At 35.4% G+C, this 24,239-nt stretch carries 32 protein-coding genes; 31 read left to right on the top strand and 1 reads right to left on the bottom strand.

Annotated elements, in window-relative coordinates; genetic code table 11:
• Positions 1 to 8 precede the first annotated feature (8 nt).
• From KFE94_11835 to KFE94_11725, 23 genes are all read left to right on the top strand, one after another.
• Positions 9 to 776 (top strand): alpha/beta hydrolase, encoded by a 768-nt coding sequence (locus KFE94_11835; protein UTW65344.1) that lies wholly within the window; start codon positions 9 to 11, stop codon positions 774 to 776.
• 1 nt (position 777) lies between these two features.
• On the top strand, positions 778 to 1,245 hold the full coding sequence (locus KFE94_11830; protein ID UTW65343.1) for a hypothetical protein: 468 nt from the start codon (positions 778 to 780) through the stop codon (positions 1,243 to 1,245).
• Positions 1,235 to 1,918, top strand: coding sequence for a redoxin domain-containing protein (locus tag KFE94_11825; GenBank protein ID UTW65342.1), 684 nt, complete (start codon positions 1,235 to 1,237; stop codon positions 1,916 to 1,918). Before KFE94_11830 ends, KFE94_11825 begins: the two co-directional genes overlap by 11 nt.
• Positions 1,919 to 1,982: 64 nt before the next feature.
• Complete coding sequence (locus tag KFE94_11820; GenBank protein UTW65341.1) at positions 1,983 to 2,828, top strand: hypothetical protein; 846 nt, start codon at positions 1,983 to 1,985, stop codon at positions 2,826 to 2,828.
• A 75-nt stretch (positions 2,829 to 2,903) separates the two neighbouring features.
• Complete coding sequence (locus KFE94_11815; GenBank protein UTW65340.1) at positions 2,904 to 3,689, top strand: alpha/beta hydrolase; 786 nt, start codon at positions 2,904 to 2,906, stop codon at positions 3,687 to 3,689.
• Between the two features lie 106 nt (positions 3,690 to 3,795).
• Positions 3,796 to 4,413 (top strand): hypothetical protein, encoded by a 618-nt coding sequence (locus KFE94_11810; GenBank protein UTW65339.1) that lies wholly within the window; start codon positions 3,796 to 3,798, stop codon positions 4,411 to 4,413.
• A gap of 54 nt (positions 4,414 to 4,467) precedes the next feature.
• Positions 4,468 to 5,079, top strand: a complete 612-nt coding sequence (locus KFE94_11805) for a hypothetical protein (GenBank protein ID UTW65338.1) — start codon at positions 4,468 to 4,470, stop codon at positions 5,077 to 5,079.
• Between the two features lie 55 nt (positions 5,080 to 5,134).
• Entirely contained in the window at positions 5,135 to 6,127 is a 993-nt protein-coding gene (locus KFE94_11800) for a c-type cytochrome (GenBank protein UTW65337.1), read from the top strand.
• On the top strand, positions 6,111 to 6,731 hold the full coding sequence (locus KFE94_11795; protein ID UTW65336.1) for a hypothetical protein: 621 nt from the start codon (positions 6,111 to 6,113) through the stop codon (positions 6,729 to 6,731). The genes KFE94_11800 and KFE94_11795 overlap by 17 nt, the downstream gene beginning before the upstream one ends.
• Positions 6,728 to 7,027: a hypothetical protein gene (locus KFE94_11790; GenBank protein UTW65335.1), complete on the top strand. Its 300-nt coding sequence runs from the start codon at positions 6,728 to 6,730 to the stop codon at positions 7,025 to 7,027. The genes KFE94_11795 and KFE94_11790 overlap by 4 nt, the downstream gene beginning before the upstream one ends.
• A 62-nt stretch (positions 7,028 to 7,089) precedes the next feature.
• Positions 7,090 to 7,971, top strand: coding sequence for a helix-turn-helix domain-containing protein (locus tag KFE94_11785; GenBank protein UTW65334.1), 882 nt, complete (start codon positions 7,090 to 7,092; stop codon positions 7,969 to 7,971).
• A gap of 90 nt (positions 7,972 to 8,061) precedes the next feature.
• Complete coding sequence (locus KFE94_11780; protein UTW65333.1) at positions 8,062 to 8,934, top strand: nuclear transport factor 2 family protein; 873 nt, start codon at positions 8,062 to 8,064, stop codon at positions 8,932 to 8,934.
• A 116-nt stretch (positions 8,935 to 9,050) separates the two neighbouring features.
• Positions 9,051 to 9,485, top strand: coding sequence for a cupin domain-containing protein (locus KFE94_11775; GenBank protein UTW65332.1), 435 nt, complete (start codon positions 9,051 to 9,053; stop codon positions 9,483 to 9,485).
• A 51-nt stretch (positions 9,486 to 9,536) separates the two neighbouring features.
• Positions 9,537 to 10,118, top strand: coding sequence for a Crp/Fnr family transcriptional regulator (locus KFE94_11770; GenBank protein ID UTW65331.1), 582 nt, complete (start codon positions 9,537 to 9,539; stop codon positions 10,116 to 10,118).
• A gap of 49 nt (positions 10,119 to 10,167) precedes the next feature.
• On the top strand, positions 10,168 to 10,779 hold the full coding sequence (locus tag KFE94_11765) for a hypothetical protein (protein ID UTW65330.1): 612 nt from the start codon (positions 10,168 to 10,170) through the stop codon (positions 10,777 to 10,779).
• A gap of 282 nt (positions 10,780 to 11,061) precedes the next feature.
• Positions 11,062 to 11,886 (top strand): class I SAM-dependent methyltransferase, encoded by an 825-nt coding sequence (locus tag KFE94_11760; protein ID UTW65329.1) that lies wholly within the window; start codon positions 11,062 to 11,064, stop codon positions 11,884 to 11,886.
• Between the two features lie 4 nt (positions 11,887 to 11,890).
• On the top strand, positions 11,891 to 12,097 hold the full coding sequence (locus KFE94_11755; GenBank protein ID UTW65328.1) for a hypothetical protein: 207 nt from the start codon (positions 11,891 to 11,893) through the stop codon (positions 12,095 to 12,097).
• Between the two features lie 101 nt (positions 12,098 to 12,198).
• Positions 12,199 to 12,729 (top strand): carboxymuconolactone decarboxylase family protein, encoded by a 531-nt coding sequence (locus KFE94_11750; GenBank protein UTW65327.1) that lies wholly within the window; start codon positions 12,199 to 12,201, stop codon positions 12,727 to 12,729.
• 15 nt (positions 12,730 to 12,744) lie between these two features.
• Positions 12,745 to 13,629 (top strand): AraC family transcriptional regulator, encoded by an 885-nt coding sequence (locus tag KFE94_11745; GenBank protein ID UTW65326.1) that lies wholly within the window; start codon positions 12,745 to 12,747, stop codon positions 13,627 to 13,629.
• Positions 13,630 to 13,706: 77 nt separating this feature from the next.
• Positions 13,707 to 14,351 carry a class I SAM-dependent methyltransferase gene (locus KFE94_11740; GenBank protein ID UTW68268.1) on the top strand — a complete coding sequence of 215 codons (645 nt, stop codon included), beginning with the start codon at positions 13,707 to 13,709 and terminating at the stop codon, positions 14,349 to 14,351.
• Positions 14,352 to 14,355: 4 nt separating this feature from the next.
• Positions 14,356 to 14,760 carry a hypothetical protein gene (locus KFE94_11735; GenBank protein UTW65325.1) on the top strand — a complete coding sequence of 135 codons (405 nt, stop codon included), beginning with the start codon at positions 14,356 to 14,358 and terminating at the stop codon, positions 14,758 to 14,760.
• Between the two features lie 130 nt (positions 14,761 to 14,890).
• Positions 14,891 to 15,124, top strand: coding sequence for a thioredoxin family protein (locus tag KFE94_11730; protein UTW65324.1), 234 nt, complete (start codon positions 14,891 to 14,893; stop codon positions 15,122 to 15,124).
• 90 nt (positions 15,125 to 15,214) lie between these two features.
• Positions 15,215 to 15,820, top strand: coding sequence for a winged helix-turn-helix transcriptional regulator (locus KFE94_11725; protein UTW65323.1), 606 nt, complete (start codon positions 15,215 to 15,217; stop codon positions 15,818 to 15,820).
• On the opposite strand, the gene ung is transcribed toward KFE94_11725, so the two are convergent.
• A complete protein-coding gene (ung, locus tag KFE94_11720; protein ID UTW65322.1) occupies positions 15,821 to 16,486 on the bottom strand; it encodes a uracil-DNA glycosylase in 666 nt (221 codons plus the stop codon).
• A gap of 432 nt (positions 16,487 to 16,918) precedes the next feature.
• Between ung and KFE94_11715 the strand changes: the two genes are divergently transcribed.
• The 8 genes from KFE94_11715 to KFE94_11680 all read left to right on the top strand — a co-directional run bounded on the left by KFE94_11715 (position 16,919) and on the right by KFE94_11680 (position 24,170).
• Positions 16,919 to 18,487 carry a hypothetical protein gene (locus KFE94_11715; protein UTW65321.1) on the top strand — a complete coding sequence of 523 codons (1,569 nt, stop codon included), beginning with the start codon at positions 16,919 to 16,921 and terminating at the stop codon, positions 18,485 to 18,487.
• A gap of 158 nt (positions 18,488 to 18,645) precedes the next feature.
• A complete protein-coding gene (locus KFE94_11710) occupies positions 18,646 to 19,656 on the top strand; it encodes a hypothetical protein (protein UTW65320.1) in 1,011 nt (336 codons plus the stop codon).
• Positions 19,657 to 19,816: 160 nt separating this feature from the next.
• Entirely contained in the window at positions 19,817 to 20,335 is a 519-nt protein-coding gene (locus KFE94_11705) for a hypothetical protein (GenBank protein UTW65319.1), read from the top strand.
• Positions 20,332 to 21,126 (top strand): hypothetical protein, encoded by a 795-nt coding sequence (locus KFE94_11700; GenBank protein ID UTW65318.1) that lies wholly within the window; start codon positions 20,332 to 20,334, stop codon positions 21,124 to 21,126. The genes KFE94_11705 and KFE94_11700 overlap by 4 nt, the downstream gene beginning before the upstream one ends.
• Positions 21,127 to 21,226: 100 nt before the next feature.
• Complete coding sequence (locus tag KFE94_11695) at positions 21,227 to 21,808, top strand: Crp/Fnr family transcriptional regulator (GenBank protein ID UTW65317.1); 582 nt, start codon at positions 21,227 to 21,229, stop codon at positions 21,806 to 21,808.
• A gap of 53 nt (positions 21,809 to 21,861) precedes the next feature.
• Positions 21,862 to 22,728 carry an SDR family oxidoreductase gene (locus tag KFE94_11690; GenBank protein UTW65316.1) on the top strand — a complete coding sequence of 289 codons (867 nt, stop codon included), beginning with the start codon at positions 21,862 to 21,864 and terminating at the stop codon, positions 22,726 to 22,728.
• Positions 22,729 to 22,755: 27 nt separating this feature from the next.
• Positions 22,756 to 23,340: a Crp/Fnr family transcriptional regulator gene (locus tag KFE94_11685; GenBank protein UTW65315.1), complete on the top strand. Its 585-nt coding sequence runs from the start codon at positions 22,756 to 22,758 to the stop codon at positions 23,338 to 23,340.
• A 179-nt stretch (positions 23,341 to 23,519) separates the two neighbouring features.
• On the top strand, positions 23,520 to 24,170 hold the full coding sequence (locus KFE94_11680) for a hypothetical protein (GenBank protein ID UTW68267.1): 651 nt from the start codon (positions 23,520 to 23,522) through the stop codon (positions 24,168 to 24,170).
• Positions 24,171 to 24,239: the final 69 nt, after the last annotated feature.

The raw sequence follows: 24,239 nt of genomic DNA, 5'->3' as shown, positions 1-24,239 counted from the left end.
CGAGCAATTTGCATACAAAGACTAATTTAAATCTAAGTGAAATCGCTGTAAAGCGAATAAACCGTTATCCTGGAAAGCGTACCATCATTTTTTTACATGACTCTTTGGGTTGTATTAAACTCTGGAGAGATTTTCCTGAGAAACTCGGAGAACTTACATCGTGTAACGTTCTGATCTACGATAGACAAGGTTATGGTCAATCCTGTGGTTTTTCCTATGCACAAAGAGACTTGTATTATATGGAATTGGAAGCTGATATTTTATCCGAATTATTGGATCACTGGAATATTAAAGAAGCCATCCTTTTCGGTCATAGCGATGGAGGTTCCATAGCTTTAATTGCCGCAGGAAAATATCCTTCCAAAATAAAAGGAGTCATTACCGAAGGTGCGCACATATTTGTGGAAGATGTGACTATTAAAGGAATCGAAGAAGCTCAGGAATTATACAAAAACACAGACTTAAAAACGAAACTGGATAAATATCACGGGCCTAAAACAGAAGATCTGTTTTGGGCCTGGGCTGCTACCTGGACCACTGATGAATTTAAACATTGGAATATCGAGAAGTTTCTTCCGAACATTCAATGTCCGGCATTAATCATTCAGGGAGAAAAAGATGAATATGGGACTTTAAAACAGGTTGAAGATATTGTTTCGCAATCTAAAGATGCCACCCCATTAATCATTCCTGAAGTAAAACATACACCTCATAAAGAGGTTCCCGATTTGATTTTAGAAAAAGCCGGAGTATTTGTACAGCAGTTAAACTCTTGAGATGAACTTTGAGCGTATCACCTTTGAGGAAACCAAATCAATCATTCAAAATATTTTGAATCATTCATCATCCAGTGATTTTGATTTAACACCTAACGGTATTTTCAAACTAGCTCAGGAATCAAATTGTTTTCTTCAAAGAAAATCAATCCCGAACTGGTCTGATTTTGAAGTCGGCATACGTGATTTTTCAGTTCAACAATTTATAGCTTTAACCCCAATTAATTTAGAGACTACAGATTCGGTTTTTATCATTTCGGATACGTGTTTTAAAGAACAAATGAGTTATAAAGTTCAAGGGAAAAAACTCATCGAATTTGCGGAAAGCACATACCCAAATCTTCACCAAACGGATTTTGTTCAACCTTTGGATTTCATATTTATCCAACCAAACGAAAACTTAATTTCCATTATTCATCATGAAGGCGTTATATTAGAATATTATAATAGACCAACTTATGAAAGATAAAAACACCTCCAACTATAACTACAAGCACTTTAACCCTACAGACTATAACTTTAATGATTTTAAAGGTCCCAAACCGGGAGAATCATTCATTGATTTTGAGACCACAACTTTAGATGGGAATACCGTTAGATTATCAGATTTCCTGGATCAAACTATTGTTCTGGATACGGGGAGCATCACTTGCCCCATGTATGCCAATACAAAAAGTCCTATGAATCAATTACAAGAACAATATCCTGACATGCACTTTTTGCTCTTGTATGTACGTGAAGCACACCCCGGAGGCAGAACCAAAGAAATTTCCCAATTCGAAGACAAAATGAAAAATGCCAAATCCATGTGGCGTTTATATCATGAGAAACGCGTGGTTTTAGTGGATTCATTAGATGGTACAGCTCATAAACTATACGGTGCGATGCCCAATATGACCTATGTGATAGGAACAGATGGTATCATTAAATTCAGAGCAAACTGGACCAATATAGAAGCGCTAAAAAAAGTTTTGAAACACCCCAATCAAATCGAAACCAACGATTACTACAGTGTCGTCAAGCCTCCCATATATGTTGCAATACGGACTCTTTTAATCGGTGGATTTAGAGCACTATTTGAATTTTTAAAAGGATTGCCACAACTTCTCAAACAACATCAGGAAGCGGATGCAAAAAAATAAATTGCACCCTTCTTCGTTAATTCAAAAATCTATCTTTATCACCGTGTTAACCTCATTTAATAAAATGAAAAAACTATTTCCAATCATCATTGCGTTATTCCTTTCACAAGCTCTGTTTGCCCAAGCAGATAGCGTATTCATGAATACAAAATCAGGATTGTTCTCAGAGTTTCATATCATTTATCCGGATGGAGATCTAGGAATTCGAGAAAACTATTCCTTTTTTAAAAACCGATACTGGTTAGTTGATACGGATACACTATCCTTAGAGATATTTAATGTTACCGAAAATGGGCTTCAGGAAAATAAAAGAAGAAAACCACAGTTCTATCAGAAATATGAAATCTGTGATACTACCATAAATCTGATTCGAAACAGTGCCTCATATTGGAAAATGATGTCCGATATAGATCAAATGGCCAGAAATGAAATTGGATCTGACAATGTCGAATTCGACACCTACAAACATGGTCTTGACTATCATGGGATAAGTGATTTATCCAATTTATGCTTTGATGCTTATTTGATCAATGAAACTATTCTAGAAACAAAATTGTCAACCAAAATATTATCTATCAAAAAAGCCAAACAAAATCGATTTCATCAATTAAAAAACGCAAGTGAATCTATCAATGCTGAAACCATTTCTGAATTCTTATCTACCTTTGATGAATGCAGCGATGACCTTAATAGTCTGGAAGTTATCATCCTAAATAAACCTACATTGTTTTTGCAGGAAGTTGAAAAGCTGGATGAACTAGATTTTTTTACTTTCACCCTTAAGCTAGGTTATTTCCATGAAGAAGCCGATTTAAGCAAAATGAAAGCGTCATTAAATCAATGCGACATCCAAACTTCAAGAAAGAAAAAAGTTATTAGAAAACTAAATAATAAGGAGCAACAAAGCTAAATTCCTGCTACAATACATATTCATTTAAATCCCAGATTTGCCTTCCTTTTACAGCTTACAGAATTTAAAGTTTTCATGAAAAAACAACTCAAGGATTTAGATATAGAATACCACTTATCCGGGGAACAAAATACAGAAACGATAGTATTCGTGCATGGTTTAGGTGCCAACCTTTCTCAATTTAAACTTCAACATGATTTTTTTAGTGAAAAACTTAAGGTTTTGTCTGTGAATCTTCGAGGCCATGGGAATTCAAAATTAGCCGGAAATTTCGACAGTTCTGACTTTAAACTTTCTAAGATGGCTCATGATATTATTGAGTTACTAAACAAACTAGACATCAATAAAATTCACTATGTAGGAAACTCAATGGGAGGTAATGTAGGGTACGAAATTCTTAAATCCAAACCGCAAATTATTTCATCATTTACTACGTTTGGAACCACTGCCCAATTAAACACCTCAAATCTCACTTTAGGACTTATGAAATTCACTTATAAATTCCTAAGTCTAAATTTCATTGCCCATATGTCAAAAGTCGCTGGTCAAACCAAATCATCCAAAGAACAGATTCAGGAAATGATCCGTCAATCCGATAAATCAGTGATTCGAGCTATACTTCCCAATTTAGCTAATTTCAATTATTTGACTGTCATTCAGAACTCATCCGCACCTACCATGATTATTAAAGGAGCACAAGATCACGACATCAATAAGTCCATTGATAGTACTATTTCCGAGTTCAATAAAAGAGGTCATTTTAAACTATCCAAATTACAAGAAGCAGGTCATTTTGCCAATCTGGATGCTCCGGTTCTATTTAACCAAACACTTGAAAATTTCATATATAGTGTATCTTAATTCAAATATTCATCTCATTCAATTGATGTATTTTAGGCCATTATTTGAATACAACACTTATCAATACTTTTCGTTATATAAAATCGAATTACTTAAATCTTAAAAAATGAAAAATATCCTCACGCATCTAACCATTACTCTTTTTGGACTCCTTGCATTTACATCCCATATGACAGCACAATCTCTATCTGCAGGATTTGAATTTGGAACAGGTTCCTCTTATATGGGAGAAAACTTTGATTCAGGAAATCAAATTGACTACAATGCTTCCATCACAACAGGGTTAAATTTAAAATACACTCCTACCGATGCTTATTTCGGAATTAGATTTAATGTACTCTACGTAAGCACCCGATTTACAGGTTATGGCACACGTAATTACACCTATAGTGGAGAAGTCTCTACGTTGACCACCTCCATATTATTAGAACATCTAAATCAAACTAAAAAATTAAACTTTGGATATAATTGGGGAATGGGTATAACCCGGGAAGACTACTCCACTCTGCAATTATGGAATAGCAGATCTGATACACGCAATTTCATGAGTATTTCTATAGGCGGAATTCTTTCTTATTCTCTTTCTGAAAATTCCAGTTTAAATCTAACTCCTTCGCTATTATGGACTGACCCGGTAAACACATTCCGACCAGATCATTGGTATCGTGGAGGTGAAGATATTAGCGCTTTGATTCAGCTCGGGTATACGTATAAACTAAAGTAAAGGTCGTAACACAGATGAGTTGGAACTTTAGAATCATTAAAAAAAAGGATGCAAATGGTTAATTTGAATATGGCATTTATGACGTCTTTTACGATTACTAAATCCAACCCATACCTACAAAAGCTTGTCATTATTTTCTTGTTGATTATCAGCGAACAATCCTTAGGTCAAAAACAAATAGATTACAAATATTTAAATCTAGATTCTTGTGACTTTCAATTGGTTCAAGTTGGTTTTAAAAATGAATTAAAAGGCAAACTTAATAAATGGGGCTATCATTATTCTATCCGACAAAAACCAAAAATTTCCAGAGATTACGATATTCTAAAATTCAATTACTACGTGATTGATCAAAACAGGGCTGAATGGTGGAATACAAATTTTAAAGAAAACTTAAATAGTGGAGATACAACATGCCCATGCGAATGGGATTTTGAAAATCAGGAAAAAATCTTCTTTAGTCATTGTGTTGCTGTATTTCATTTAGATACGTTAAATCATATAGTTAGCTTCAAAAAATTTAGACATCATGGTTTTCAGCTTTATGAAGCGCCAAAAACGAGAGCTTTTAAAATAATTGCCTTAAATGAAAAAGAATTGATTCTTCTAGACATTTCAGGTTCTGAAGCCAGACATTACCGTTTTAAAAGAAGAAGAATCAAATAATACATAACATTTAAATCTGGTATATCTTTAACATCTCATGATTAACTAAACATTAATGATCAAATCCTTTGCTATACTATTAACGGCTATCTCTATTCTATGGAGATCTTCCTTATGGGATACAACCGGAACTCAAGTCAAATGGGAACGACCAGAGGTCATCTTTCCTGAAGACAATCCATTATCTGAAGCCAGTATTGAGTTTGGGAGTTCCTTATTTTTTGAGACTTTATTATCCCAGGATTCTACGCTAAGTTGCCAGTCCTGTCATTTGATCACAGAAGCTTTTGCCGATCACTTACCGCTTGGAGAAGGCATCAAAGGACGTCATGTGACCAGAAATACTCCAACGCTTTCAAACATTGGAAATCATCCGTACTTCATGGCCGATGGTAAATTCGAGACTTTGGAAGATCAGGTCCTAGGTCCGATCAACGAACACCGCGAATTTGACTTAAATGCAAAAGAAGTGATAGAACGATTAAAAACAGTACCGTTCTATAATGAATATAGTCTTAAGGCTTACAATCAGGAAATCACCATTGAAGTCGTTCAAAAAGCATTGGCCAATTTTCAACGGATTCTTCGTTCAGATAGCACCAAATTTGATCAATATATGCGAGGTCTGGCAACATTAACAGCTCAAGAAAAACAAGGCTGGGATTTATTTAATGCACCCAAACTCAACTGTATTCAATGTCATGGCGGTTTTAATTTCACCAACTACTCTTTTCAAAACAATGGGCTGTATCAAAACTATCAGGATTCAGGACGCGCTTTAATCACCAAGCAACCTCAGGATCTGGCATTATTTAAAGTCCCTACCCTACGGAATATAGCAATCACCTATCCTTATATGCATGATGGTTCAATGAATTCTTTGAATGAAGTTGTTGACCATTACGCTGCTGGTGGTAAAAAACATATTTCTAAATCTAACCTCATTCAAGGATTTAACATCAGTAAGGAAGAAAAAGAAGCTCTTATTGCTTTCTTGAATACGCTTACCGACTCCCGATATTTAGAAAAAAGTGATTCATCAAAATAAATTAGGCTTCTTTGATATTGCTCCTATTTTAGGGATCATTTCTTTTATTGGTTTATACGTTTTTTCTTCTACTCTTTATCCGGGCGGTTCTCAAGCCGATTTAAACTCTGAAGGCTTTAGTTGGATTCATAATTACTGGTGTAACCTGATGAACGAAAAGGCTATGAACGGGCTATTGAACCCCGCACGTCCTTATTCCGTTATGGGAATGGTGATCCTTTGCTTAAGTCTTATGATATTTTTCATTCAGTTTGCGAATGCCTTTTCAAAAAATAAATTGTGGAGGCAACTCATCAAATTGAATGGAGTCCTATCTATGACATTTGGTGTTTTAATTTCCACACAGTACCATAATGTTATGACCATAATTTCGAGTGTTTTCGGACTCATTGTCATTATTGGAATAATTAAAGAAATTTACCAAAGTGAGTTATCGTTTTACAAAATAAGTGGTGTATTATGTATACTGTTATTGGGAGTGAATAATTATATCTATTACACACAACATCTTATTCGATTGCTCCCACTCATTCAAAAAATCACTTTCGTAATTATTCTAATTTGGATTGTTGGTTTAAATTATGAATTAATTAAAAGGAAATGAAAAAATTGATTATCCCATTTTGCATGTCGTTATTTCTAATAACCGCTTGTAAAAAAGAAAAAAGCTTAATGAGTACCGGTCAGATCACCGGAGCAGATGCGCGAATGTGTGCTTGTTGTGGTGGATGGTTTATCAACATTGAAAATGAAACGTATCGTTTTTATGAATTACCTGGCGGGAGTAATTTGGATTTAACAACAGCTTCTTTTCCCATCGATGTAGAACTCAATTGGAATTCTAACAGCAAAGGCTGTATGGGAGATGAAATTGTTATTGATGAACTTAAAAAGAAGTAAATAACCTCCTCATTTTACATTTGCGACAAACATAAACAGCGTATCTTGCACGCGTTGGTCGTATGAAAAAAGATATTCCGCATATTAAATTCGACAAAAAGGACGATGTCCAATTTGAATTTGAAATAGTTCCGATTCAAAAAATTTCCAAAAACAAAAATCAATATACCCATAGTCCGGAGCTTCCACATCAGGTGAAGTTTTACAATCTCATATTTTTTACTTCAGGAACCGGACGTCACTTTATTGATTTCAACTGGTATCCAGTCCAAGAAAACACTTTGGTGTACCTCGCAAAAGAACAAGTGAATGCATTCGATTTCTCCAATGATTTAGATGGTTATTGTATCATATTTACAGAAAAACACTTTGTTCAGTGCTTTCCCAATTTACCTGAGGATCTTGTTTTCAGACTATTTAACCCACAATTGTTTTCTCCCATCCTACAAATACCTCTGGAGTCTGCATTTAATAGCTACTTCAAACTTTTAAAAGAAGAATATCACAATTCCAATATATTTAATAAACAAACAGTAATAAACGCCCTATTCACTATCCTCATTTCAAAAGCTGAGCAGATAAAACAAAAACAACCTTTCCATATCAAAGACAACTCAAAAATCGTTGTCTTTCAAAAATTCAACTCACTTATAGAAGAAAATCTAATGATTAGTCGAAGTGCTAATTTTTATGCAAACGAATTAGGGATCACCTATAAACATCTCAATTCAATCTGTAAGGAATTGATGAATAAAACAGCTAAAAACGTCATCGATGATTTGGTAATCCTTAAAGCCAAAAGAATTCTAATCAACTCGGATATTAAAAGTACTGAACTCGCTTACAAATTGGGTTTTGAAGACCCAACTAACTTCACTAAATATTTCAAGAAGAATACCAGTTTAACCCCAAAATCATTCATTAAATCTATCTTAAACGAATAGAGGTTCAACTTTAACCATTTTAACTCCAATTTTCATCTTTCCTAAGGACAGGTCTTGTTTCACTTTTGTGTCAAATTAAAAACCTAAAAAATGAAACAATTAATAATGACTGTGGCAGTCGCTTTCTTATTTGGATCTTGCTCCACAAGTCGTAACGAAAACATCCAGGAAAATAAAAAGGAAATGAAAACCGAATTATCAAACAAAGAAAAAGCCACCGCACTTCTTACTAGTTTAGAAACAGGTGATAAAACACCTGTTGGTTATATTAATCCTACTCATTATACCCAGCACAACCTGGCTGTGGCTGATGGATTAGAAGGATTTGGCGCAGTACTTCAACATGCCCCTGAAGGTGGATTTAAAGCAAACGTGGTACGCTCATTCCAGGATGGGAATTATACATTTTCGCACACTGTTTACGATTTCTTTGGTCCCAAAATAGGGTTTGATATTTTCAGGTTTGAAGATGGAAAAATAGTTGAGCACTGGGATAATCTTGCAGAAATCACACCTCCTAATCCAAGTCAGCATACTCAAACAGATGGAAATACAACTTTAACCGACTTGGATAAAACAGAAGCCAATAAAGCTTTGGTTAAAGACTTTATTCAAACTATTCTGATCGATGGAGAATTTGACCAAATGGGCAACTATTTTGATGGAGATCACTACATTCAACATAATTCCATGATCGGAGATGGTCTTTCCGGATTAAATACAGCTCTTGAAGAAATGGCTAAAAATGGAGTGACCATGGTCTTTGAAAAAAACCATATCATATTAGGAGAAGGTAACTTTGTTTTAGCGGTCAGTGAAGGGCAATTTGCAGGAAAGCATACGTCATTCTATGATCTGTTTAGAATAGAAAATGGAAAGATTGCTGAACATTGGGATGTAATTGAAACGATACCTCCCACTTCTGAACACAAAAACAACAACGGTAAGTTTAATTTTAAGTAAATATAGCTAACCGTCATTCCAATTTTAAAAGTGGTTTGAGATGGTACAAACCACTTTTAATTTATCTTATCTTCTCAAAATCGAGGTTTTACTTATTCATACAACATAGATTAATCATGAAAACACAACAAATTATACGTCAGGGATGTGGTGAAAACTATAACTACTCCCAGGATCACTGTTTTATTAAACTTTCTTCGCATGATACCAACGGTGAGCTCTGCATGGTTGAGGACACACTTAAACCAGGTTTCTATTTGGGCCGACACCACCATAAAATAATGACAGAAGTATTCTACATTTTGGAAGGAGAAATTGAATTTATTTTTGATGATGAAACTGTTATTGCTCAACCAGGAGATACCGTGACTGCTCCTCCAAATGTGTGGCATGCGGCTAAATGTGAAAAGGGCGGAAAGATGCTTACTATTTTTAAAAACGGTCAATTCGATTTGTTTTTAGAAAAACTATCTCAACTATCGGATGATGATTTTGCCAACACTGAATTAATGAAATCCATTTCAGCCGAATATGATATCTATGAAGGGTAATTAATGCTATCGGAAACATAAATCCCAACGTTTATTATTACCATTGTAATAATGATCGAACAAAAAATTATTCAATCGATAAACGAAACCTATTCTCCATTAACGGAAGAATGCATTCAGGAACTTTTAACCTCTGCCAAAATTTCAACACTGAAAAAGGAATCCACTTTAGTTCGTGAAGGACAATATTCCAATAAAACCTATTACATCATTAATGGATGTGCCAGAGCGTATTATTTACAAGATGGAAAAGATATCTCTGATTGGTTTGCTTTTGAAAATGAATTTATCAGTTCAATTGTAAGCTTCTTTACCGGTGCGCCTAGTCCCCACTATATTGAGCTCCTGGAGGATTCTGTTTTACTTGAAATCAATAGAGATCACGTAAATTATTTATCTCATAAATACCATGATTTTGAACGTTTAATTCGTGTAATTGTTACTAAAACAATGTTACGCCAACAAGAAAGAATTGCATCGATCCAATTTCAAAGAGCTGAGCAGAGATACGAAAACATTTTGGCCATGTATCCTAAAATCACGCAGAGGGTTCCGCTTACCCATATTTCTTCTTATTTGGGAATTACTCTTGAAACTCTAAGCCGTATAAGAAACCCAAGGAGATCGATTTGATATAGATCAAATGACAACTCAATGTTTCATCTCACCTTTGCAAAAAAAGATGAAACGAGCACATTACATTTCCGGTTTAACGATAACATTATTCGTTATTTTTCACATCATTAATCATTTGTTTAGTGTTTTTGGAGCAGATCAACATATTGCATTCATGAACAAAATCAGATGGATTTATCGCCAGCCTATCTTTGAAGCCATTTTGTTGATTTCTGTCGCGATGCAGATAATAACCGGACTAAATCTGTTCCGATCTAAATTTAAGGCGGCTCAAAATCGCTTTGAGAAATTACAAGTTTGGTCTGGATTATATTTGGCTATTTTCTTTCTCATTCATGTAAGTGCCGTACTCACCGGCCGGTATATTTTAGAATTGGATACTAATTTTTATTTTGGTGTTGCGGGTCTAAATACATTTCCACTAAATTTATTTTTTATGCCCTATTATAGTCTGGCGGTAATGGCTCTTTTCGGTCACATCGCTGCTATACATTATTCAAAAATGACTTCGGAAATATTCGGATTATCTGTAAAAAATCAAACCTGGATCATCATTCTTACAGGAATAATCGTTTCCATTATCATCTTATTCGGTTCTACAAATGGATTTAAAGGAATTGAAGTTCCCCCGGAATACCATATGGTATCTGGAAAATAGATTGATATCAGAAACCCTTACCTAAATTATACCCGGACAAAAAGTTTATTGTACTACTTTTGAAGCCTGTTATATTTCAATCGACATAAAATCTGTTACACTAGCAGATAGGTTTGTGCTACTTAGACACACCAATTCATACATTGAAGGTTTTCTCTTTCGGTGTACCTAATATCATATTTATTTCATCCACCCTTTGAAGAATAATTGATTTAGAATCAATTACGGCAATTTCTGGTTATCGTTTTACGCTTCAAATGTGATGAATAATACCCTTTAAGAATGAAATATAAACAGTTAATTAATAGAAATATAGAAGCATTTTACAATAAGGCTTCAGAGGAGACCAGACTCAATAAAGGAATGGGAGTATTTGAATTTGAAAGAATCAAATACCTCATTGAAAAACATCTTACCTCTTCACCACTAAGCATTATTGATGTAGGTGGCGGCACCGGAAAATATTCGGAATGGCTCGCAAAAAAGGGACATCAGGTTCATATGGTCGAGCCTGTTTTCAAACATGTTCAAATCGCTCAAAAACGTTCTTCAAGTCTAAAGAATCCATTTTCTATTCATCATGGTGAATCCAGAAAACTTGAGTTTCCAAACAATTCCGTTGATCTGATTATTCTGCATGGTCCGCTCTATCACCTTCAGAAAAGAACAGATCGGGATAAAGCTATATGTGAAGCGAAAAGAGTATTAAAGAAAGACGGAATTATTCTGGGATTCGCTATTAACTATACCGCATCCACTTTAGTCGGGCTACTTAATGGTTTAGTCCATAAACCATCATTTTTCGAAATGTGCAAAATGGAATTGACCACGGGAAAACATCATCCACCACATGATTTCCCGTGGCTTTTAGCAGAAGGATTTTACCACCAGCCACAACAATTAAAAGATGAATTTATGGGTCAGGGACTCAAATATCTAAACCTATACGCGGTAGAAGGAATTGCTTGGTTCGATAAAAACTTCTTCTCTCACATGGAAAATGAAAAAACGAAAAATACATTAATGGAGCTTTTGCATATTACAGAGAACGACCCCAGCCTCATGTCGTTTAGTCCTCATATGATGATTGCCACACAAAAACAATAGACTTATGGATCAAAAAGAAACATACTATAAAGCTTTAAAAGAAAATAATGATCAATTCGATGAAATAGAACTGGGCTCAAAGCTAGGCTTAAACGAAAATGAGACCGAAGTAATTATTGCGATGTTATTATCCGAATACAGAATTGATTATGTAGAAAATAAAATTTGCGCGTATACCATCTCAAAAAAGTCCATACGGAAGAGTTCATAAAAATTGTCCATACTTATGCATAATTTGTCTATTCTGTAGTCCTCTTGCGCGCTACAAATTTGCCTTGTCAATAATGACATAGAATTTAAAACAATATACAAATGGCAAATTTTAGTGTACCAACAAGAGATGAAGTAACAGCGAATAATCAACAAATTTTCGATCAGTTAAACAAAGGTTTAGGGTTCGTTCCAAACTTATATGCGACTATGGCATATTCAGAAAATGGATTAGGTCGTTACTTAGATTTTCAAGGCGCAAAAACTTCTTTAAACAATAAAGAAAAAGAAGCCGTTAACTTGATCGTGAGTCAGGTGAACGAATGTAGATACTGTCAAAGTGCACATACCGTTTTAGGTAAAATGAATGGTTTTGATGACGCTGAAGTTTTAGCGATCAGAAAAGGTTCTAGCAGCAATGATAAAATCAATGCGCTGGTTCAATTAACCAAAGAACTTACAGAAAATAAAGGTCGTGCGAGCGAAGCAGCTCTACAAAACTTCTATACACAAGGTTATACTAAAGGAAATTTGGTAGATGTTATTTTACAAATAAGTGATAAGATTGCAATGAATTATCTACATAATTTAACGCAAATTGAAATCGATTTTCCAATAGCTGAAGAGCTGTAATTGGAATCCAAACATATGATTGACAATCAAACATATACTTTAGTAGATCAACAAAGTGGTGAATTGGCTTTCAAACTATATCGGTTTGAAAGCATTCGCCATTTTGATCACATTCAACGTTTGAATTATTATTCCGTTATATGGATTCAGGAAGGTTCCGGGTGTGCATTGATTGAAACTGAAAAGTTCACCTATTCAGAAAATCAAATATTCTCTTGTACCCCATATCAACCGTTTATGTTTCAACCCGATTCGGTAACTAAAGGAGTAGTGATCAATTTCCATCCGAATTTCTTTTGTATTCATAAACATCATTCTGAAGTGGCTTGCGATGGAGTTCTTTTTAATAATGCATATCAATTTCCTTTTATTGATATTTCACCATCAGATACCACTACCCTTTCATGGATTATTTCTGAAATGGAAAAAGACATCCAACAAAATAATTTGGCTACCAATGACGCCATCTTATCCTATCTCAAATTATTCCTGATCAACTGTTCCAGAATCAAAAAGAGTCAGTATCCCGAAGTGGAAACGAGCAAAGAACAGAATGAGGAAAAATTTATGGTACAACAACTGAAAAATTACATCGAGACCCATTTCAGAACTTTACATTCCCCAAAGGAATATGCAGACTTATTACATATCACCCCCAATGCATTAACCAAACTGGTAAAAACTACTTACAACAAAACACCCTCTAACCTCATCACGGAGCGCATCATCATTGAAGCTAAACGCGAATTATATCTTACCAATAAATCCGTTGAAGAAATAGCTTCAGAATTGGGATATGATGATCAATTCTATTTTAGTCGATTTTTCAAAAAACACACAAAAGTCTCTCCTAGCATTTATCGAAAAACGGTGGGTTATAACCGAGCCGCAGAAATGTAAAACCCATCGGCTCTATCACTTTGAATATTATTCTGTAAAGTTTTCAGAATGTGTTAGTTTTATTGGTTCATTCTCCTATGGAAGACCGATATACAGAAACGCATCAAACCTGGGATCATATAGCTCAACTATATGAGGATAAATTCATGTATCTGGATTTATATGATGATACCTATCAAACCTTTTGCGATTCACTTGCTATTGAGAATGCCTCCGTACTAGAATTAGGGTGTGGCCCGGGTAACATCACCAAACACCTACTCCGATTAAAACCCGACCTTCAAATTTTGGCTACGGATGTTTCTGAACAAATGATTATACGCGCCTCAAAGAATAATCCAGGTATAAACGCACGGATTTTAGATTGCAGAAACTTAGAGTCAATTCATCAAAAATTTGACGGAATTATGTGTGGTTTTACTATTCCGTATCTTTCTAAAAGTGATTGTAAACATCTCATCTATAACTGTCATCAACTGCTTCGTGAAAACGGTATTTTGTACTTGAGTTTTGTACCCGGAGATTATACAAAATCGGGGTTTATTTCTGGTAGCACCGGAGAAAGAACTTACTTTTACTACCACGATACCAACATTTTAAAACAAACATTAGAGTCGAATTACATGACAGTATCCCATCAGATAGAAAAGATCTACCCGAAATCAGATGGAACACTTGAAACACATGTTATTTTAATTGCTCAGAAAAACATTAACATATAGAATTATGCGTCATTTATTATTCATTTTTAGTCTTCTATGGATTTTTACTTCTTGTCAAAAAAGTGAAAATGTGATTGCACAACCCAACGGTAAATATTCCGGCACATTCACCGTAAAATATCCAAACGGATCAACATTTTCAAATCCCGTTACGATAAACTTCTCGGGAAATGAAAACTTTAATTGTAGTGGTAATTCAAATAACTATTATCCGGCTGGTGGAAGTGGAAATTATAAAATTGAAAACTCCAAAATTGTATTTTCCGACACCAATATTTGGACAGCAAACTTTGATTGGAACCTCATTTTAAATGGTTCTTATAATTATACTATGAATGGCACGCAACTCATAATTTCTGCTGGTAAAAACAATGTTGGTTTTTATCAATACGATCTGCATTTAGATTAGTGCTTTAATCAGCTTCATAAAAATAACCTTAACCCCTATTATAAAAATTAATTTACTCAAATTCTATTTAGTTAGGATTCCTTACTATAATTGTATTAGCAATATTGCTTTAACTTAAAATCATAAAAAGATGACAAAATCAATTTTCTATCACGCTGGATGTCCGGTATGTGTAAGTGCCGAACAAGACATCGTAAATCTTATTGGTGCAGACAATGTTGAAATGGTCCATATCGGAGAAGACCGTTCTCGAATTGAAGAAGCAGAAAAAGTAGGGGTTAAATCCGTTCCGGCCTTACTCACTCCTAATGGTCATGTACTTCACATTAACTTTGGTGCTTCAATGGAAGACGTAAAAGGTTAAAAATTTTGCCTCACAAAGTTAGGATTCCTACCTTTGTGAGGCAATTCCATTTTCGCGATGGTAATTGAGGTATAACGCCATCGATAAAATATGGAACAGTCTTCTTTTAGTTTAAACAAACAAAACCAACACATTGAAAGTCAAATCGTAGTAGCTTTAGAAAGAATATCTGAAAGTTTTCGAGTACTCCTTTGGAATGAGAGCAAAGAAAATTCTCTTAGTCCCATTCAGATTCAAATTTTGATCTTCCTACTATTCCATTCAGAAGATCGATGTAAAGTTAGTTACCTGGCCGATGAGTTTAACATGACTAAAGCTACTATTAGCGATAGTGTAAAAGTTTTACTCTCAAAAAAAATGGTACGTAAAGAAAAAGATCCCCGAGACACCCGAAGTTTTGTATTGCTTCTAACTTCTGAAGGTCAAAAAGTGGCAAAAAAAGCTTCTTTATTCGCCTCTACCATTGAAAAACCAATCGAAAAATTAAGTCAGGAACAAAAAACTCAAATGCTGGAAGGACTACAACGGCTCATTTATGACTTAAACAAGTCAGGAATCATAACCATCCAACGAATGTGTCAAACCTGTTCTTTTTACCGACCCCATAACGACTCTCACTACTGCGATTTTCTAAAAAAAGAACTCATGGCCAATGACCTTCGTTTGGACTGCGCGGAACACGAAATGCATCCATAATTACCAGTCAATTTGTGATAATCCCTTACCGGATAAAAAGTCGTTTGTTTTTGAAAAATGTTGGTTACCAAACCACAGTCCTCTATTGGCACTCAATGGTGACGGATGTCCGGAAGTTAAAACATGATGTTTTGTACGATCAATTTTTGCCCCTTTCTTTTTAGCAAACCCTCCCCAAAGTAGGAATACTACATCTTCTTTTTCAGCAGAAATTTTAGAAATTACTGCATCCGTAAATTGCTCCCAACCTTTGTTTTGATGCGAACCCGCCTGATGTGCTCTAACTGTTAATGTAGCGTTGAGTAATAATACGCCTTGTTTAGACCAACGTTCTAAATTCCCACTTTTTGGAACGTCAAGATTTAGATCCGTATGCAATTCTTTAAAGATATTGACCAACGAAGGTGGATGAGCAATCCCATCGTTTACAGAAAAGCATAACCCATGCGCCTGACCAATGCCGTGATATGGATCCTGACCAATAATCACCACCTTTAAATCATTTAACGCGCAAAGATCAAACGCTGCAAAAATCTGGTTCCCTTTTGGAAAACATTGTTGTGTTCGATACTCATTTTTTACAAACGCTGAAAGAGATTCAAAATACGGTTTATCAAATTCATCCTGCAAGATGTTTTTCCAGTCTTCGGCAATTTTTACGTCCATAAACCCAGTAAGAAGTATTTGTTATGAATATGGTTCGAAAGTACAATTTTGAATTGAGGCAGCTTCATTACCATTGTAAAATCTATTTAAACTTAATGCAGATCAAAGCATGCCAACCTTCCCCATATTTTTTTGCTAACAAATAGGTAATTTTCTGTATTTCTTAAAACAGGTATTTACCCCATTTTAACTCAAAACACGCAGCTTTACTTTTACACTCCAATTTGGTTTCAGCGTATTCAAAACAACAATACGACCATGGTTTACAAACGTCTGTAATATCAACATTATAGACATCTTCTTTGCGAAGTTGAATACTCTAGAAATCAAATGTTATGGCAATTCCGATCTAAAATTGGGGCAAACAAAAACAGATCGGAACGCTCCGTTTATGCTGTAGCCTTAATTATTAATAACATTAAAAAGTAAGAAATGTCAAACTCAAATCCATCTAAGCAATACACGCTTACCGTTAACGCTGATGTGATCTCAGCAGAAATTAATCTTCAGGCCTACTCTACCGCGACCATGAAAGATGCGTCCGAAAAAGTAGTATCTTCAATCACCGCAACGCCTGCAAATAACAATGTCGTTTTTACAGTTGAAGGTGCCGATTACATAAATGCTGTGACCAATTCGGTCTGCATGTTTGAAGCTCCGGGTACCAACCAAAGTACAGAAACCAAATCGCAATGTAACATTTGCTTTATACTTGAACCTGGTAGTCCATTTATATGGCAAGCCACAGGGACAAGAGGCCAGGGAGATAATCCTTCTATGTTTCCTCCCGGACCAGGAAGAAACGCTACCGAACATGATACCACAACCGTAACCGTACAAAAGATCACCCAGGCCAACCCAAGCGTACCCCCAAGTTCTGCACAGGTCTTAAGACCTTCTCAAGTATTTTTGGTAGACTGGGACATTAAAAACAAAACAATTTTAGTGAGAGGAAACTCTCCACTAGGTCAGGAAAGTAATGGCGGGCAAACAATTGATTTTAAAAATCTGCAAACCGCCATTGTGGATGCCTGCGCTGCAGCTAACGGACCAACTTTAGCAGACCTTGGAGACTATGTTTTACATGACATTGCTCTACTATCATCTGCAGAGGAATATATATGGGGGAATGAATATTTTTCTTTTTCCGGAAATATTGATGAACCAAATAATGCGCAATGTACATGGTTCCCGGCTACACCAACTCCACTTAGAGGAATTACCACTGGATCACCAACCGGTCAAATGTGTAGATGGAATGTAGAACCCATAGATACTTCCATTGGTACCGTAGAACCTATGATTTTAACTACGTTAGCAACCCACCTTAAATCATGGATGGAAACCTCTGATGAAGTGTATCATATTTATTACATCCACTGCGCCAGTGGACATGACCGTACAGGAATGGTAGCCTCTACTTATTTGGCTTATAAAAGTCTTACCTCCAGTATTCCGTTCGGGCCTGTTGCTTCTCAAATTGATAAAGCATTTATTTATGGTACCACACTTCAACATCAATCTTCGACCGGAGGGGACATCGTACAAGAGTGTTACAATTTTGGGACAACCACTTTAAGCACAACCAAATCACGCTGTTTCTTAGCCGATGGGAATTACAATGACACATTTTTAACCGCAGTAACGTGTCTGGTACCTCCGGCAGATGGCAAAAAATACTCTTTAGGATCTGACGCGACCAGAACGCCTTCAAATGAATCCGGAGGTGATGTAAAGCCATATGTGATGACCCAATATCCATTTTCTGAAGCTTACGGTTCTGCAACTATGGTTGATGGAATTATAGCCGCAATTAATGTTGTTGAACCTGGAAGTGGATACACTTCTGCTCCAACTGTTACAGTAGAAGCTTCACCAAGTGGAATGACAGCAGAAGCAACTGCAATTATCACCAATGGTTCAGTCACCAGTGTGGAAGTCACCAATCAGGGAAGTGGATATGACACTCCTCCTGTCGTTACATTCTCAGAGCCGAATTAATCCGTAAAAACATCCTCTTAGAAAGGCCCGAAAGGGCCTTTTTTTTATTTCATAGAGTCTCATTTTTAAATGGCTTTTAAACTTACAAAATCGTAATTTTACCAACCAATTAAATCATTGACAAACACCAAATTCACAAGCAATTTAAAATAGATTTTATGGATAAGAATTTTGCCCTCAATCGGAACCTCCTCATATTTGGAATTCCCTTAAGTCTTTTGTCTATACTTGTTTTTTTGATGAACTCTTCATTCATTCAGGGAAACCAAACTCTTCATCTGGCCATTAGCATAGATTTATTACTTACAGTACCCCTAATTTATTTTTTACTCATTCGAAAAACAGAAATCCCCAAAACAACGGTTGTTCCGGTGATGGTGGCAGGACTGGCAATTGGTTCTTACTTTCTACCTCAAGATGGACAAACTTATCTCACCTTCTTTAAAAACTGGATTCTTCCGTTTATCGAATTTTTCGTGATCGGTTTTATCATTTTTAAAGTACGAAGCATCATCACTGCATATAAATCACTGGAAGGATACTCTCCGGATTTTTATGACACTTTAAAAAGCGCCTGCCGGGAAATATTTCCGCAAAAACTTGCGCCCGTTCTGTCTACTGAAATCGCAGTGATCTATTATGGTTTCATTCATTGGAAAAAAGCTACTTTATCAGAAAATCAATTTAGCTATCATAAAAAAACCGGTTCTGTTACATTAATGATTGCTTTCATTCTCATCATCGGAATCGAATCTTATACGGTACATATCTTAGTCACTAAATGGAGTGTTATCTTCGCCTGGATTCTCACAGGTTTAAGTATCTATACCGCCATACAGGTTTTTGGATTTGCCAAATCTTTATCTCAAAGACCCATTTCAATTTTAGATCGTAGTATCCAGTTTAGATATGGAATTATGAGCGAAGTAGAAATTTCAATTCAGGATATTGATCGAATTGAATTATCAAAAAGGTCTTTACCGGAAGATCCACTCACCCAATCACTTTCACCTATTGGTGAAATGGAAGATCATAATACGGTCATCTATCTCTCCAAAGAATATGAACTTAAAAGCCTCTATGGAATCAAAAAAAGATTCTCTACCCTATGCCTGCATATAGATGAACCTGAAGCCTTTGAAATTGCCATAAAAGCAAAACATATTTAAGTTTTTACAAACAGAGAATTAATTTAGCGAGACACCTCAAAATGGCATGGAGTATGTATGAGGGTTGAGGCTTTAAGCATGCGGATGGTTTAGACTATATGCATGGTGATTTACCTGTATTTTGACTAAGGTTAAAGCCCAAATAAACTGACGTACAACAATGAAATTCATTTACTCTTTTTTTGTGATTTTGACCATTTGGTCAGGTTTCGGTGAATCACACTCACAAAATCACCAGGAGGAAGATTCCATAAAAAAAGAAATTGTAGCACTAGAAAAACGACTCATCCAACTACCCGTTGATTCCGTTCTGGATACCCATGCAGCTTACGTCTCCATTTTTGAATCCACAAAAATGGCTAAAGTTAAACCCAGTGGTAAAAGTAGTCGCAAAGCTCAAATGCAATTTTCCAGATCATCATCAGACACCGTTCGTATTCAAGACATCACTAATGTGTACAAGATAATCCCTGATCATATTATTCGATCCAAAGACGAGTCATTTAACAATTTAATGTCTCATCAATTATTTGAAATACCGGTAAATCATATTGTTGGATTTAACCACGATTATCTTATCATCCGAAGACGTTATCTGACCTCAACTACAAACTCTCTAATTACTCGCCCGCCATACTTAGTTGAAAAATACACCTATTACAAACGTATCATACAATGATTAAATCTCAATTCAAAAACATAATCGTAACAACTATATTTATTGTGTTATTGATATCTGTTGCATCGGCTCAGGTAGAGGAACATCTTAAAAGCAGTTATTATACTGAAAATATTATTCTAGATCAGGATACACTGATCAAAGTCACTATGACCAAATCGATTCGTGCTGAATTCTATGAATCTGAAATCCAGGCCACATTTCTACTTCAGGAAAAAGGAGATCAAATAGATACTTTATTAGCTGCTATTCCTAAGATTGAAGATTTTCAACTCCATCCTGATTTTGTAAACATCCAGAAATTTGATCTATCAGATGTTATATCAGAGATTAAATATGGTAAGTATGGTTGGTATGATATTGACAGTACCAGATATCAATACTGGGGGCATACACGTGTAAATCTTATTCAGGACGGTATCTTCATAATTAGTTATAGCAATTCTTCTTATACCGGTGGAGCGCACGGTTATGGGGAAGAATATTACAAATATTATGATTACTATACCAATAAGGAATTTGAATTTGATGATGTTTTCGAGCCCAAAGCCTGGGACCTCATCTATCGTGAGTTTATAAAAGAAATGAAAATTGACAAATCTGAAACCGATATTGAGGACATTCCCTCTTTTTATATCTTCTCCCCGGATTCCATTCAATTTGAATGTGGTATGTATGGCACAATCTTCGGATACGGGGGGAATTATTTAGGTTGTCATTTTTCCGTTCCCTATTCGAAATTAAAGAGGTATATGATTAAAGGTTCACCGATTTGGAGGCTAATAAATTAACCACATAATAATGAAATTTTTATTTCATTAAAACGCAAACAACTAAACTCCAACAAACATTACTTTTGTACATATCATTACAAATCCACAATCCTCATCAATGAAAAATCTACGCTCACACATAGAAACATATATTTCACTTAATAACGAAGAACTAATATTTTTAGAAAATTCGTTAGAAAAAAGAACATACGCTAAAGGTGCTTATATTTTCACTGAAGGAAATGTGTCTGATGAAATATATTTCGTTTCCAAAGGATGTGTCAGATTGTTCTATAACGTGGATGGGATCGAAAAAACAGCATTTTTTTATACGGAAGGCCAGTTCATTTGTGCAGGTGAAAGTTATACCTACAATGTCCCGGCAGTGGAAAACTATCAGGCGATAGAGCCTACCGAACTTCTGGTATTTACAAAATCTAAAACCGAATTATTGCTGCAAGAAGTTCCCAAATTTGAAGTTATAGCGAGAATAGCAACTGAGAACGAACTCATCACAAGTCAAAAAATGATTGCTTCATTTGTTACCAAATCTGCAGAACAACGTTACATCGATTTATTAAATAATCAGGGCGATTTATTCTTAAGAGTTCCACAACAATATATTGCTTCTTTTCTCGGTGTTTCTCCCGAAACATTAAGCAGAATTAAGTCCCGTGTTTTTAAAAAACGGCTTTCTTGACGATCGTCAAGTGTAAATAGATCAGCCCACTCTTCTTTTGTCAAAAAGAAACGATGGAATTAAAAAAAGTATTAGTGGCAGGAGCTACAGGTTATCTAGGGCAGTACCTCGTTAAAGAATTAATAAACAGAAACTATCAGGTACGTGTACTGATTCGAAAAGAAAATCAAAAACAATTATTTGATGGTGTAGATGATTTCTTTATTGGAGAAATTACACAACCCGCCACCTTAAACGGCATTTGTGATCAAATAAATGGTGTCTTTAGTACCATCGGAATCACCCGACAAAAAGAGGGTTTGACCTATATGGATGTAGATTATCAGGGAAACCTGAACCTTCTAAAAGAGGCGCAAAAATCCAATGTTCAGTCTTTTCTATACGTCTCTGCAATTGGTGGCGACCATTTAAGACATTTAAAAATTTTCGAAGCCAAAGAAAGATTTGTGGATGCTTTAAAAGCTTCGGGATTAAAATATACCATCATGCGCCCGAATGGATTTTTCTCCGATATGAAAGACTTTTTAGAGATGGGAAAAAATGGGAAAGTATACCTTTTTGGAAATGGTAACTACCGATTAAATCCCATTCACGGTGCTGATCTTGCAAAGGTTTGTGTAGATAAAATACTTTCCGAAGAAAATGAAGTAACCGTTGGTGGTCCGGATATCTTTTCTCAAAGTGAATTGGCAGAACTGGCTTTAAAATCATGGCAGAAGAAGATCAATATTATCCATATTCCGGATTGGGTAAGAAAATTTATCATTTGGGTTATGAGAACATTCACCAGTTCTAAAACCTATGGTCCGATAGAGTTCTTTCTCACTTTGATGGCTTTTGACAATGTAGCTCCACAGTATGGCACACAGCACCTGAAAGACTTTTTTAAATCTGAAGTTCAACATAAAAAATTGAATTAGAAACAAATACGTATAACTTCGTAATTTATGTTTCACCAACTACAGAAATTCTGCGCTAGTGTTGTTCCTTTTGAAAAACAGGATTTGGACCTTATAGACAAATACTTTACCTCCAAAACACTTAAGAAACGTGAGTTACTTATTGAAGAAGGAAAAGTCTGCCAATTTCTGGCATTTATTTCCAAAGGTTCCATACGACACTATCACATTTTGGATGGGAATGAAAAGACATGTGATATTTCATTTGAAAACCAATGGGTCACCGATTTTAAAAGCTTTACCAATAGAATTTCTGGCTCCATGAATCTTCAGGCCATGGAAGACACTGTCGTATTTTGCATTTCCAGAGATCATTTAGAGTCCCTCTATCAAGAAAGCCAGGCTTTTGAAACATTTGGTAGGATCATGACGGAACAAGTCGCCCATAGAGCAACAGAAATAGCTATGTCACTTTCCGCCAATAAACCTGAACAGCGTTATCTGGATTTAATTGAAAATCGACCGGATATGTTCCAACGTATTCCACAAAAATACATCGCTAACTTTATCGGAATTAGTCCTGAAAGTTTAAGTCGTATTCAAAAAAGGGTACATCAAAAACAAAAATCTTAACTTAAGTCAACGACTTAACCTCCATCTACTCTACACATTTGTCTCAAACAAAAACATGTAAAATGAGACATCCAATTTTAATATTAACGATCCTAAGTAGTTTGTTCTTTAAAAACACTGCTGCAACACCATTTGATCTAACTAAATATAAAACTATACATCATCAACTGGAAGATGTCATGGAGATTATAGATTCGCAACTACTCCTGCAAAAACTGAGTGATGTTGAAAGTCAATATCTAAAAGATTCTTCTTTAATCCATCAGGTTCGATTGGGAATTATTTATCATGAAGTGGCCTTAAACCTCTCATTTTTAAACTCATATCAATACAGTGGATACGCACAAAAAAGCTTTGATCAACTTTCTGACGCATTAAACACTCCAAATCTAACTCCGGAAATAAAACCATTTATAGTGTCATACAGAGCTTCTGCATTATCATTGATCAGTGCCGAAACACAAAAAATAAAATATTTAAATCAGGCATTTAACTTATTGGACCAGGCAGTTAAGGAATATGCCGAAGTATGCTATCTACCGGAGTTTTTACGCGGAAGTATTTCTGAAAACCTACCTGGGGTATTCTTTTGTAAAAGACGTCATGCGAAAAGAGATATGCAATCCATTATAACCAAATACAATGACAACCCTGAATATGCATCTTCTAAAATCATGAGTTTTACTTACTGGTCGTGGGCAAATCAAAATCAGGGAAAAAAACATCGCGAACTTAGTCTCAAATATCTGGATAAAGCCATTGCATTAGACCCCAATTACGAAGGTGGTCGACAAAGAGCGGAGGCTCTTAAGACGCAGCTTAGCCAATAATCATTTAAAACAAAAAACTATTAAACGGTTTCGTCTAATAAAGAAAAAACATACATTTGTTTTTCTAAA

The sequence above is a fragment of the bacterium SCSIO 12643 genome, assembly GCA_024398135.1.
In the GTDB taxonomy this organism is placed as follows: domain Bacteria; phylum Bacteroidota; class Bacteroidia; order Flavobacteriales_G; family Salibacteraceae; genus CAJXZP01.
Note: the sequence above shows the minus strand (reverse complement) of the source record. Positions and strands in the feature narration are given on the sequence as shown.